7 protein-coding genes, 1 tRNA gene, 3 pseudogenes and 1 riboswitch are annotated in these 12,685 nt (G+C 64.9%); of the genes and pseudogenes, 10 read left to right on the top strand and 1 reads right to left on the bottom strand.

The annotated features are described in order from the left end of the window. Positions 1–25: 25 nt before the first annotated feature. A pseudogene (locus tag EMO90_RS12295) lies at positions 26–367 on the top strand (DUF488 domain-containing protein); the annotation flags it as partial. A gap of 558 nt (positions 368–925) precedes the next feature. Here the strand turns inward: EMO90_RS12295 and EMO90_RS00860 are convergent. Beyond that, positions 926–999 (bottom strand) — tRNA-Pro (locus tag EMO90_RS00860). A 213-nt stretch (positions 1,000–1,212) separates the two neighbouring features. Here EMO90_RS00860 and EMO90_RS00855 point away from each other — a divergent pair. From EMO90_RS00855 to EMO90_RS00820, 9 genes and pseudogenes are all read left to right on the top strand, one after another. Beyond that, positions 1,213–1,692, top strand: coding sequence for a zinc ribbon domain-containing protein (locus EMO90_RS00855; protein ID WP_150353549.1), 480 nt, complete (start codon positions 1,213–1,215; stop codon positions 1,690–1,692). Between the two features lie 16 nt (positions 1,693–1,708). Next, positions 1,709–1,768: riboswitch (guanidine-III (ykkC-III) riboswitch) on the top strand. 15 nt (positions 1,769–1,783) lie between these two features. After that, on the top strand, positions 1,784–2,104 hold the full coding sequence (locus tag EMO90_RS00850; RefSeq protein WP_223849688.1) for a DMT family transporter: 321 nt from the start codon (positions 1,784–1,786) through the stop codon (positions 2,102–2,104). A gap of 462 nt (positions 2,105–2,566) precedes the next feature. Continuing rightward, the gene (locus EMO90_RS00845) at positions 2,567–3,910 is read left to right on the top strand and encodes a DUF4236 domain-containing protein (protein WP_150353550.1); all 1,344 of its coding nucleotides are present in this window, start codon (positions 2,567–2,569) and stop codon (positions 3,908–3,910) included. A gap of 508 nt (positions 3,911–4,418) precedes the next feature. Next, positions 4,419–5,942, top strand: coding sequence for an amino acid permease (locus EMO90_RS00840; RefSeq protein WP_150353599.1), 1,524 nt, complete (start codon positions 4,419–4,421; stop codon positions 5,940–5,942). Positions 5,943–6,153: 211 nt separating this feature from the next. Further along, positions 6,154–7,590 carry a UTP--glucose-1-phosphate uridylyltransferase gene (locus tag EMO90_RS00835; RefSeq protein WP_223849689.1) on the top strand — a complete coding sequence of 479 codons (1,437 nt, stop codon included), beginning with the start codon at positions 6,154–6,156 and terminating at the stop codon, positions 7,588–7,590. 204 nt (positions 7,591–7,794) lie between these two features. After that, positions 7,795–9,253: pseudogene (locus EMO90_RS00830) on the top strand (helix-turn-helix transcriptional regulator); the annotation flags it as partial. A gap of 56 nt (positions 9,254–9,309) precedes the next feature. Then, positions 9,310–9,669, top strand: a pseudogene (locus EMO90_RS12810) (helix-turn-helix transcriptional regulator); the annotation flags it as partial. A 2-nt stretch (positions 9,670–9,671) separates the two neighbouring features. After that, positions 9,672–9,986 carry a DUF2254 domain-containing protein gene (locus EMO90_RS00825; RefSeq protein WP_150353553.1) on the top strand — a complete coding sequence of 105 codons (315 nt, stop codon included), beginning with the start codon at positions 9,672–9,674 and terminating at the stop codon, positions 9,984–9,986. 22 nt (positions 9,987–10,008) lie between these two features. Then, a complete protein-coding gene (locus EMO90_RS00820) occupies positions 10,009–12,591 on the top strand; it encodes a DEAD/DEAH box helicase (protein ID WP_150353554.1) in 2,583 nt (860 codons plus the stop codon). Positions 12,592–12,685 lie beyond the last annotated feature (94 nt).

The raw sequence follows: 12,685 nt of genomic DNA, 5'->3' as shown, positions 1-12,685 counted from the left end.
CAGCCCGCAGACCGATCATGGGCCCGTGGGCATCAGCATCAAACGCATCTATGACGAGCCGGACGCGCGGGATGGATTCAGGATTCTCGTGGACCGATTGTGGCCGCGCGGCATGCGGAAGGAACGGGCGGGCCTCGACCTGTGGATGCGGGACATCGCGCCCTCTTCGCAGTTGCGCAAGTGGTTCGGTCACGTCCCCGAACGCTTCGCCGAGTTCAGCCAACGGTACCGTGGGGAGCTGGATGCCAACACCGAGGCGGTCGATGAACTCCGCGATCTCGTGCTGGCGCGCGGGACGGTCACGCTCCTGTACGCCGCAAAGGATCCCGTGACCAACCATGCCGCGGTTCTGCGCGACTACATGAACGCGAACATCGCGGACCACGCCTATCACCTGTTCGACGCACGGACGCCCATCGCGGCACTGTGCGACTGCATCCGCGTCGGCAAGGGACTGCGCGACGCCATCGTGATGCGCATCATCGATCCGTCGCTGACCGTTGGAGAGTTCCAAGTCCTCGCGACCCCTGGCGCATCCTGCAGGACCCGTATTCCCGATGCCGTCGGCGAAATCGTCGCCAATGGCCCACGCCATCCATCGGAAAACGATGGGATGCGCATCATGACGGCCGCCGAGGGCATTGCGCACGAGGCATGGGAGCGCAACGATCCGAACCTGCACGCTGTCGCCGGATACCTCATGTGGATCTGCGGGGATCGGGGAACCTGCGGTCTGGAGGCCAAGGCTGCGCTCATGCTCGACCCCAACGATCAACTGGCGCTGATGGTCTTGCGCCTGCTGGATTCGGAAGAGCCTCGAATCATGGCGGAATGAGGGTTGCCCAGCCATGTACCCGATTCGTACCCGATAAACAAAAAAGCGGAATTCCTTGGGTTGAAAACCCGTGGAATTTCGCCAATCTCGTCGGGCCAGCGGGATTTGAACCCGCGACCCCTTGACCCCCAGTCAAGTGCGCTACCAAGCTGCGCTATGGCCCGATCGTCGCCCGATCGCTCGCGGCAACGAGTTGTTAACTTACCACAGAGTGTCCGGATCGCCTAATCCCAGCGTGTCGCGCCAGACATTGCGCAATTCGCATCGCCCACAACGGTTTGTTGTAAGCGCAGGTTGGGCCATATGGCCGCGGCTAGACTGGGAGCGTCAGGCGCACGGCGAGGCGCGCAAGCCATCATCCGATTCAGGAGGCAACCATGTCGGTTGGTCAAGTCATCAAATGCGTGCGCGAGGAATGCGGTCTCACCCAGTCGCAGTTCGCGCACAGGCTGTACGTCACCCAGCAGGCGCTTTCCCGGTGGGAGCAGGGCACGGCCGAGCCGAGCCTCGACATGCTGCGGCTCATCAGCACCCGTTTCGACGTCCCCATGTCAAGGCTCATGGAAATGCCCGGCGCCGGATTCTGCCAAAGCTGCGCCATGCCGCTTTATGATCCGCAGGAGCACGGCACCGAATCGGATGGCACCCGCAACGGCGACTACTGCAGGTACTGCTACGACGACGGCGGATTCCTGCAGGACTATGCCAGCAGCGACGAGCTGATCGCCGCATGCGCGCCGATGATGGCCGAATCCTGTCACATCAGCGTCGAGCAGGCCGAGGACTGCATGTCGGCGCTGCTGCCCGATCTCAAGCGCTGGCGGCAGCAGGACGACCAGCCACAATCCCGGCCATAACGTGCTAGGCTGCCCGTCAGAGCCGCAATGACTCCCGGACGATGGACAAGTACCCGGTTCGACAAGACTTGCCATGACTCCAAGGAGCGTGATGGCCATGTCCTGGCTTGTTCTCATTCTTTCCGGTATATGCGAATCCGTATGGGCGATCGCCCTTGACAGTTCGGAGGGATTCTCCAAAATCGTTCCCACCGTGGTGTTCACGGTCGGTCTTGTCGCCAGCATGGGCGGCCTCGCATACGCGATGAAGCACATCCCACTCGGCACTTCTTACGCCATCTGGGTCGGCATCGGCGCGTCAATCACCGCGGCCTATGGCATGATCAGCGGCGAGGAACCCCTGTCGCCGCTGCGCATCCTGCTTATCTGCGGGTTGATCGCCTGCGTCGCGGGATTGAAGATCGTCGGTTGATGACGGCGAATCGGTTTACGCCGACGACACGATCCGGGGCGCCCAAATTCCGCAAGAATCGCTTTCCTGACGGTTCCGGCTCGGTATATGCACTCGGTATATTGCATAGTGGGGGCGGATTTCAGGCTTTTCCGAGCGATATACATCAAAGTGGGGGCGTGTCCGCGGCGACATGGCGGGTATGCGGGGAAAGCAGCTGTTGGAAAACCGCGGAAAATGGCCAGGCCTATGCCGTCGTTATGGCGGATGTTCGGCATTTCACGCCCCCACTTTGATGTTTATCATCCTGCAAAGGCCGAAATCCGCCCCCATTATGCGAGATAGCCGTCATTACAGCCGGATGGGCCTAAGCAACGATCAGACCCATCCAGCGCTTTGCCCGCCGGCCCACCAACCCGTACAATATTCCGGCTGGCGCGATCGCGCCGAAAAAGTCATACACGGCATATTCAAGAGAGCAGTATGGGATTCAGATTCCGCAAGAGCATTGGACTGGGCAAATTCGGCCGCATCAACATCGGCAGAAAAGGCATCAGCAGCGTGACGCTGGGCAGGCGCGGCGGCCCGCATGTAACGGTCGGCAAGGATGGCACGAGCGTGGGGACATCGATTCCCGGCACGGGGATCAGCTACGAGAAGCGCATCGGCCGGCACAGCGGCGGTAAGAGCGGCGCGGGCAACGATCAGTCCGCAGAGGCCACCCAGGTGATGCCCGCGGTCGCGCAGCCCGCGCCACCCGATCCGGCCACACGGGTCATGGCTCCCGTCGTTCCGCCGGTGGCGGGATCCCAACCGCCTTCCGGCACGGACGGCGGCAGTGGCAACCGCAACGGCGGCAGGCATGGCGGATCAGGCAATGCCAACAAACTCAAGAAGACCAAGAAGCCCTGGTACAAGCGCTGGTGGGTCTGGATGCTCACGGTCCTGTTCGTCGTGGGCGGCGCAAGCTATGCTTTGGAGCCTTCGGCGGAAGTCCCGAACGTGGTGGGCATGAACGCGACCGAGGCCCGGACCGCGTTGAGTGCCAAGGGCTTCACGAAGATCTCGTTTGACCCGCTGGCCGCTGGCGACGACTCTCTGTGGATCGTCAGGGGCCAGACGCCCGCCGACGGCAAGCACAAGACCAGCGAGTCCGTCGAGCTGACCATCAAGAAGAACCTCTCCGGCATTCCCGACGTGGTGCAGGCGGGCATGACCCTGACCGCCGCCGAAAGCGCTCTTACCGAATCCGGGTACACCGCGGACGATTACACGATCGCGAGCGACGACGGTAAAACCGTCACGGACGCCTCGCGCTACACGGTCGTCTCCGTGACGGCGGGTGATCCGCCCACTATTCGCGTGCATGACAGCAAAGCCGACGAAGAGGCCACCGCAGCTCAGAAAACCGCCGAAGAGGCCGAAGCCGCGGCACAGAAGGCGGCGGAGGAGGAAGCCGCCAAGAAAGCCGCCGAGGAAGAGGCAGCCAAGCAGAAGGCCACCGAGGAAGAGGCCGCGCAGAATAAGGCGGAAGAGGAGGCAGCCAAGAAGGCCGCGCAGGAGCAGGAGCAGAAGCAGCAGTCATCCGCGACGCCAAAACCGACGCCCACGCCGCAGAAAACCACGTCGAGCGGCAGTGGTTCGGGCGGCTCGGACAGCGGATCCGGGTCCGGTTCGTCGTCCGGCGGTTCGTCGACGTCCGACAGCGGCGTGCTCGTGGCGATCTGCAAGGACGGCACGCAGTCGACGTCGTCGCCTGGTGCCAAGGACTACCGCGGCATGTGCTCCAGCCACGGCGGCATCGCCCAGAAGCTCGGCAGGCGGTAGCGTCACCCGTTCCCCGCGCCCGCCCATCACACACACATATTGCGGGATGAGCAAATCCCCACACGGACGCGGCAGGCGCGGTAATGGTGTGACATGGAGCGTGACCGGGCGTGCGGGCGTGACGTGGCATGTGACAGGGTAGTGTACACGCCACGTCACGGCTCCCCAAAAACCTTGGAATCAAGCCATTTCCAAACCCGTGTGACCGGGCGTGGGCACCCCGCGTCACGCACCTGCGCCCCGGGTCACACGCCATGTCACGCGTTACACCCCGCGTCACGCACCCGGTCACGCCTTCAAGGCGCACCCACACCGCGTCACACCCGCATGACTGCCCCAGCGCACCCGCCCGCGCGCCCCCACCCATCCGAATCCGGACCGCAACTGGCGTGGCGAAACAATCAACCGCTATTCTTTACGACCGAACAACGTCCAAGCACGCCCAACGACGAACGTCAGGGAGCGATGGAAGAGCCAATCGGGAGAGAAAGGGAAAGCGCGTATGTCCATGCACATATTCCGCACCAAATCGGTCGAGCAGACCATAGCCGAAACAGGGGAGGAGGGCCGCACCCTCAAACGAAACCTCACATGGTGGGATCTGTCCATCATGGGCGTGGCCGTGGCCGTGGGCGCGGGCATCTTCTCGGTGGGCGCGCAGGCCGCGGCGTACCACGCGGGACCGGCCGTGATCATCAGCTTCCTGATCGCCGGCATCGTGTGCGGCGCGGCCGTGATGTGCTACGCGGAGTTCGCCTCCATGATCCCCGTGGCCGGATCGGCCTACACGTTCACGTACACCACGGTGGGCGAGATCATGGCGTGGATCATCGGCTGGGATCTCATCCTGGAGATGCTCATGGCCGGTTCGGTGATCTCCAAGTACTGGGGCGTGTACCTCAACGACTTCATGCGCCTGATGGGCTGGGACCTCAACACCAACATCATGATCGGATCGTTCCATCTGGACGTGGCGCCGATCATCATCGTCGCGTTCTTCACCACGCTGCTGGTGTTCGGCACGAAGATCGGCGCGCGCGTGGACGGCGCGATGACCGTGCTCAAGATCGCGATCGTGTTCTTCGTGGTGATCGTGGGCTTCTTCTACGTGAAGGCCTCCAACTACACGCCGTTCATTCCGCCGAGCGAGCCGGCGTCCGCCTCCGCGGGCGCGACCTCCGCGGTCAGCGGCGAGATGACCCAGCCGCTGTGGCAGTTCGTCACCGGCATGACGCCCACCATCTACGGCGTGCCCGGCATCCTGTCCGGCGCGGCGCTCGTGTTCTTCGCGTTCATCGGCTTCGATGTGGTGGCCACGGCCTCTGAGGAGACCATCAACCCCAAGCGCAACGTGCCGCTGGGCATCGGCGTGGGCATGGCGCTGATCATCGTGATGTACATGCTCGTGGCCATCGTGACCACCGGCATGGTCTCCTACAAGGAGCTGGCCGCGCAGGACAGCCCGTCGCTGGCCACGGCCTTCGAGCTCGTGGGCGCCAACTGGGCCGCGAAGATCATCAGCTTCGGCATCGTGCTGGGCCTGGCGACCGTGGTCATGGTGCTGCTGCTGGGACTGACGCGCGTGGTGTTCGCCATGAGCCGCGACGGCCTGCTGCCCCGCGGCCTGTCCAAGACCGGCCGCCATGGCACGCCGGCCACCCTGCAGATCGCCGTGGGCGTGGTCGTGGCCCTCGTCGCCGCCTTCTTCGACATCGGCGTCCTGTCCGACATGGTGAACATCGGCACGCTCTCCGCGTTCACCCTGGTCGCCATCTCCATCCCGATCATGCGCAGGAAGCGTCCGGAGCTGCCGCGCGCGTTCAAGATGCCCGGCAACCCGTGGGTCCCGCTGCTGATCGCCGCCGCGAATCTGTGGCTCATGCTCAACCTGAGCGTGCTCACCTGGATCCGCTTCGTGGTCTGGCTGGTGGTGGGCTTCGCCGTGTACTTCGGCTACGGCTACCGCCACGCGCGCCTGGGCACCGGCGAGCTCGACGCCGAGGTCAACGGCGCGGTCCCGGCCGCCAAGTAGTACCAAACGCACACCGATCGTGTGCGTTCACCCCTGCATTCACCCCCGTGGAACGGCCCTTTCAGCCTCCGCGGGGGTGTTTTTCATCCCCCGTTCACGCAATCTTCCGCCATCTTTCGGCTCGTTCGGGGCAATAACCCCCGAACATGGGTACACTGGACACTATTGCATATAACGAATGCACATGAATGCATCTCTAGAAAGGGGCTGTATGGCCAACGCCGATCCGTTCGCCGCCTCAGCGGCGAAAATGCGCGAACATGGCATGAGCGAGCTGTCCATCGCACAGTTCGAGCGTCTGTACCGAGTCTGGCAGAACGAGACATCCTCCAGCTGGATCCGCGAATCGGACGTGGAGCCGCTCACCGGCATCCCCAGCTTCCACGACGTCTACAAGACCATCGATCATGACAAGGCCAAGACCGCCTTCGCCAAGACCGCCTTCCTCAAGCTCAACGGCGGTCTGGGCACTTCGATGGGCCTCGAGTGCGCGAAGTCCCTGCTGCCGGTGCGCCGCCACAAGGCCAAGCCGATGCGCTTCCTGGACATCATCCTCGGTCAGGTGATCACCGCCCGCACCCGTCTGGGCGTGGACCTGCCGCTCACCCTCATGAACTCCTTCCGCACCTCGGAAGACTGCATGAAGCTGGTGCGCAACAACCGCAAGTTCCATCAGGAGGACATCCCGATGGAGATCATCCAGCATGCCGAGCCGAAGATCGACCTCGCCACCGGCGAGCCGGTCTCCTTCCCCTCCCATCCCGATCTCGAATGGTGCCCGCCGGGACACGGCGACCTGTACTCCACCATTTGGGAGTCCGGTCTGCTGGACAAGCTCGAGGAGCACGGCTACGAGTACCTGTTCATCTCCAACTCGGACAACCTTGGCGCGCGCCCCTCGCGCACCCTGGCCCAGTACTTCGAGAACACCGGCGCCCCGTTCATGGCGGAGGTGGCCGTGCGCACCTACGCCGACCGCAAGGGCGGCCACATCGTGCGCGACAAGGCCACCGGCAACCTCATGCTGCGCGAGATGAGCCAGGTCCACGAGGACGACAAGGCCGACGCGCAGGACATCGGCAAGCACCCGTACTTCAACACGAACTCCATCTGGGTGCGCGTGGATGCGCTCAAGGCCAAGCTGGCCGAGCACAACGGCGTGATCCCGCTACCGGTGATCCGCAACTACAAGACCGTGGACCCCACCGATCCGTCCAGCCCCAAGGTCATCCAGCTGGAGACCGCCATGGGCGCGGCGATCGGCCTGTTCGAGGGCGCGATCTGCGTGCAGGTGGACCGCATGCGCTTCCTGCCGGTCAAGACCACGAACGATCTGTTCATCATGCGGTCGGATCGATTCCATTTGACGGATTCCTACGAGATGGAGGATGGCAACTACATCTTCCCGAACGTGGATCTGGACCCGCGCTACTACAAGAACATCAACGACTTCAACGAGCGCTTCCCGTACAACGTGCCGTCGCTGGCGGCCGCCAAGTCCGTCACCATCCACGGCGACTGGACGTTCGGCCAGAACGTGAGGCTGTTCTCCGACGCAGTGCTGGAAGACGAGGGCGAGCCGTCCTACGTGCCGAACGGCGAGTTCGTGGGACCGCAGGGCATCGAGTCCGACGACTGGGTGGTCTGATCGCCGTCGCGTCCGAATCGGCCGTGGCGTGCACCCCGATCAGAGCGATCGGGCGCGTAGCATGCCGCGGCCGATTCAGCCATTCAAGAAACATGGACGCGTTATTTTGAGGAAAAGTGCGTAGAACGCGAGAAAACCCCTTACAATGGGGTGAGTGCGCGGAAGCGCATAGTTGATCGATATGCTAATGAGACGTGAGGACTAATGGCAGAGGGTACGAATGGCAGGCGGCGGTTCTCCGACAAGTGGGGAAAGCACGAATTGGACGTGCTGGCCGTGTTGTCATCGGCGTTTCCCCAGTGGCTCACTTCCCGCCAGATTGCGCAGCGTGTGAAGGCGTACGCCGATTCCTACGGCGAGCTGGCGGATCAGGCCGCCAAGGCGGCGTTCGCCAAGCAATTCCAACGTGATCGCGCCAAGCTGGCCGCGATGGGCATCGCCATCGAATCGCGCCAGCCCGAATATTCGTCGAAGTCCGAGGGTCAGGACTTCGCCTCCTACCGCCTGCAGCTCGGGGACGAGCCGCGCGTGCGCCTGCACTTCGAGCAGGAGGACCTGCCGGTGCTCGCCGCGGCGAACTATCTGGCCCGTTCCATCTCCATGTCGCAGGCCTCCGAGGAGGAGCACCAGCAGACCTCCCGCACCGCCCCGCGCGTGCCGCAGACGCCCATCCCGGGCCTCGGCCTCGACTCCATCGCGCCGGGCCTGGGCACGCAGACCATCCCCGCCCAGCTCATGAAGGTGGTGGACTCCCGCCGGTTCGCGGCCACCGTGGACGTGGACGGCGAGCACATCAACGTCGCCTACCGCGACACGGACGACCTCGCCATGTACGTGCTGGAGCATCCGGGCGCCTCCATCATCAGCCCCAAGGAGGCCGTGGAGGCCTTCCACCGCCGCCTGAACGCGGCCGCCGGCCTTCAGGAGCTCGCGGATGCCGCCAAGGGCGAATCCGCGGCCACCGTGGTCTCCCAGCCCCTCGTGAGGCAGGAGCCCGCCGCGGAGGAGCACGCCAAGCCGCACAAGAAGTCCTCCGGATCGTTCCAGACCGGCTCCGAGGTGGACCGCCGCCTGCGCCTGATGCTGTTCCTTTCCGCGCATCTGGGGGAGGAGTACTCCCTCGCGGAACTGGCCGAGCGGTTCATCGGCAGGCCGCGCACGGACGACGAGCTCAAGAAGTCCGTCGCGGTGATCCACAAGGACATCAACACGCTCACCACCGTGTCCGACGACGGCGAGATGGCCGGCAGCCAGTTCTTCGACATCGACTGGTCCCTGCTGGACACCGAGGGCATCGTCTCGGCCACCAATTCCCTGGGCCTCGAGCGTCTCGCGGGCATCTCCCCGCAGTATCTGAGCCTGCTGACGGCCTCCGTGAGCTACCTCGCCCATTCGCCGTTGCTGCCGGACCAGCAGCGCGGACAGGCGCAGTCGCTCTACCAGCGCCTTCGCCCGCACGTCAAGGCCGGCGAGACCCCGTGGCTGAGCCTGACCGGCTACGAGCTCGAGCCGAACTGCTTCACCGCGGTGCGTCGCGCCATCAACGACGGCGCGCTGATCGACATGGAGTACACGGACGGCGCGGGACGCACCCGCCGCAAGGTCGTCGCCCCGGCCAAGATCTTCGTGGACGAGGGCCTGTACTACGTGGCCGTGTGGACCAACGTGGACGCCAAGAAGCGCGTCGCCAAGACGGACGGCGGCGAGGACAGCGCGAACTGGCAGGTGCTGCGCCTGTCGCGCGTGGAGCATGCGGACATCGTCGAGCCGGACAAGCCGGTTCAGATCCCGGACGTGCCGGTTGGCGAGCTGCGCAAGTGGAGCTTCGACAACGGCACGGCCGCGGCGTTCATCACGGACCAGCCGGACCTGCCGTTCATCAAGAACCTGCCCGGCGCCAACGTCGAATCCTACGGCGAGGGCGAAAAGGTGAGCCTGACCGTATCCTCCGACTCGTGGTTCGTGGCCTTCTGCATCGCGCACGCCCGCCACATTCTGGCCGTGGCGCCCGCCACCCTGCGATCGATGATCGTGGCGCGCACCGAGCGCGAGCTGAGCCTCGGAAGCAAGGAGTCGTAGGCATGCCCTGGTGGATCTGGCTGGTGCTCGCGCTGTTCCTGCTGGCGATGCTGGTCATCGGCGCCGCCTACGTGATCATGCACGCACTGAGGGCCCTGCATGTCGTCGGCGAGGTCGGCGAACGGCTCTCCGGTCCGCTGGCCGCCATGGGCGAGCAGCAGGCCGAGCCCGCACCCGCCGAGGATCCATCGTTCGCGCAGCCCCTGCGCGAGCCCCTGAACCGTTACATCGACGCGCACGCCGAGCTTCTGCGCCGGCGCGCGCACAAGGAAGACCGTCACGCCCGCACGTGGGGACGCTGGGCGTCGGACGAGTGAACACCATTCCCCGCAAAGGATCATGCCTGCACATCACCACCGCGCACAGCGCAACGAAGAGGAACGCAACCAGTCGGCCGCCGCACGCTATGCGGCGTTCCAATCGCGCCAGCGCCGCAGCCGTACCGCCGCGGCCCGGTTCGAGGAGACGCTGAGCTTCGCGCTGGATGATTTCCAGCGCGAAGCGATCGACGCGCTTGAGGACGACAGCAACGTGCTCGTCGCCGCGCCCACCGGCGCCGGCAAGACCGTGATCGCCGATTTCGCGATGTTCCTCGCGCAGGAGCGCAACGTCAAGGCGTTCTACACCACACCCATCAAGGCGCTGAGCAACCAGAAGTACCACGATCTTGCCGCCGTGTACGGCGAGGACCGCGTGGGACTGCTCACCGGCGACAATTCGATCAACTCCGAGGCGGACATCGTGGTCATGACCACCGAGGTCCTGCGCAACATGCTCTACGAGCATTCGACCACGCTCAACGCGCTGCGCTACGTGATCCTGGACGAGGTGCACTATCTGGCCGACCGCTTCCGCGGACCCGTCTGGGAGGAGGTCATCATCCACCTGCCCGCCTCAGTGAAGGTGGTGGGCCTGTCCGCCACGGTCTCCAACGTGGAGGACTTCTCGCAGTGGATCGCCTCGGTGCGCGGCGAGACCAAGCTGGTCGTCTCCGAACGCCGACCGGTGCCGCTGGAGCAGCACGTGCTCGTGCAGGCGGACGACCACACCGAGCCGGAGGTCATCGACCTGTACCGGCGCGACGGCAAGGGCGGGCAGACCACGCAGCTCAATCAGGAGCTTGTGCTGCGCCTGAGCCAGCTGGACCGGCAGGCGGCGCGACGGGCCGGAGCCGGACGGCATGCGCACGCATCCAAGAAGGTGGGTCGCGAACGGGTGGCCGGCCGCGACGGCAAGCCGATGCGCCACACGCCGCGCCGATGGGCCGTGGTGGACGAGCTCAACTATCTGGGCATGCTGCCCGGCATCTACTTCATCTTCTCGCGCAACGGCTGCGATCAGGCCGTGGACCAGTGCATCAACGCCGGCCTCGAGCTCACCACCGACGAGGAGGCCGCCCGCATCCGCTCGATCGTGGACGAGATGATCGACGGCCAGCTGTCCCGGGAGGACCTCAAGACCCTGCGCTTCAGCCAGTTCCGATTCGCGCTTGAGGAGGGTTTCGCCGCGCATCACGCCGGCATGGTCGCCCTGTTCCGCCAGATCGTCGAGCGTCTGTTCGAGGAGGGACTGGTCAAGATGGTGTTCGCCACCGAGACGCTGGCGCTGGGCATCAACATGCCGGCCCGCTGCGTGGTGGTGGAGAAGCTGGAGAAGTACGACGGCACCGGCCACGTGAGCCTGACGCCGGGGGAGTTCACCCAGCTGACGGGACGCGCTGGACGCCGCGGCATCGATACGATCGGCCACGCGATTGTGGTGGATCATGCCGGCTTCCTGCCGCAGACCGCCGCCGCCCTGTCCAGCAAGCGCGTCTATCCGCTGCATTCGAGTTTCAAGCCCACGTTCAACATGGCCGTGAATCTGCTCAACGCCAGCGACTACGGCACGGCCCGCGTCACGCTCGACCACTCCTTCGCGCAGTGGGAGGCCAACGAATCGGCCACCGCCCTGGAGGCGCAGATGGCCACGCTGAAGAAGGCGCTGGACGGCTACGAGAAGGCGTTCCGGTGCCAGAACGGCGATTTCAAGGAGTTCATGACGATCCGCATGACCCTGGCCGATCTGCAGAAGGGCGAACGCCGGCAGCTCAAGCATGCGGTCTTCACCTCGGAGGAGGCACGCAAGACCGCTTGGCGGAGTCTTGATCAGCGCATCGCCGCATTGAAGAAGCAGGAGCAGGAGCATCCCTGCCGCGATTGCCCCGATCTGCAGCAGCACTTGAAGTGGGGCCATCGCTGGGCGCGCGAGGCCCGCGAGCTGCAGCGCGTGAACAATCGGTACGATTCGCGCACCGGATCCGTGGCACGCCAGTTCGACCGCATCTGCGCCCTGCTGAGCCAGCTCGGTTATCTGGAGCGCTTCGACGAAGGAGACACGGTCGACTACCGCCTCACCGAACGCGGGCAGCTGCTGCGCCGCATCTACAGCGAACAGGATCTGGTGCTCGCCGAGGCGCTCGAATCAGGGCTGCTGGACGATCTTGACCCGGCCTCGCTGGCGTCGGTGCTCTCCGGCATCGTCTACGAGGCGCGCAGGGGTGCCGGCGGCGAGCCGCGCAACTATCCGGGCGGTGCCAAGGGACGGATCCTCAACACGGCGAGGGCGATCACCGCACTGCGCGGGCAGATCGGATTCATGTGCGCGGACAACGGACTGGACGACCCGCCCAAGCTCGATTTCGGCATCTGCGACATCGTGTTCGAATGGGCGTCCGGGCGGGATCTGGCGACCGTGCTGTACGACGTGGATCTGACCGGCGGCGACTTCGTGCGCTGCATGAAGCGGCTCGCCGATGTGCTCCAGCAGGTGGCGCAGACCGGCGTGTTCCGGGGTGAGGCGGGGGAGAAGCTCGCCGCGACCGCCCGGCGCGCGCACGATGCGGTCAACCGCGGCATCGTGGCGTATTCGGGCATCGAATGATCGGGCCGGAACGGCTCGGGCTGACGGCCCGTTCCGACGACTGGTCTAGCGGCCCGGGATGGACGAACCGGACGATGGGAATAACCCCGTCGTC

Origin of the sequence: Bifidobacterium vespertilionis (assembly GCF_008698145.1) — a bacterium.
GTDB lineage: Bacteria > Actinomycetota > Actinomycetes > Actinomycetales > Bifidobacteriaceae > Bifidobacterium > Bifidobacterium vespertilionis.
This window is presented reverse-complemented; position numbering and strand designations above follow the sequence as displayed.

What these genes read in the sequence shown, in the direction of transcription:
- EMO90_RS00855 (WP_150353549.1), top strand. Translation starts at nt 1,213, where the DNA reads ATGTCGGTTGGTCAAGTCATCAAATGCGTGCGCGAGGAATGCGGTCTC.
- EMO90_RS00850 (WP_223849688.1), top strand. Translation starts at nt 1,784, where the DNA reads ATGGCCATGTCCTGGCTTGTTCTCATTCTTTCCGGTATATGCGAATCC.
- EMO90_RS00845 (WP_150353550.1), top strand. Translation starts at nt 2,567, where the DNA reads ATGGGATTCAGATTCCGCAAGAGCATTGGACTGGGCAAATTCGGCCGC.
- EMO90_RS00840 (WP_150353599.1), top strand. Translation starts at nt 4,419, where the DNA reads ATGCACATATTCCGCACCAAATCGGTCGAGCAGACCATAGCCGAAACA.
- EMO90_RS00835 (WP_223849689.1), top strand. Translation starts at nt 6,154, where the DNA reads ATGGCCAACGCCGATCCGTTCGCCGCCTCAGCGGCGAAAATGCGCGAA.
- EMO90_RS00825 (WP_150353553.1), top strand. Translation starts at nt 9,672, where the DNA reads ATGCCCTGGTGGATCTGGCTGGTGCTCGCGCTGTTCCTGCTGGCGATG.
- EMO90_RS00820 (WP_150353554.1), top strand. Translation starts at nt 10,009, where the DNA reads ATGCCTGCACATCACCACCGCGCACAGCGCAACGAAGAGGAACGCAAC.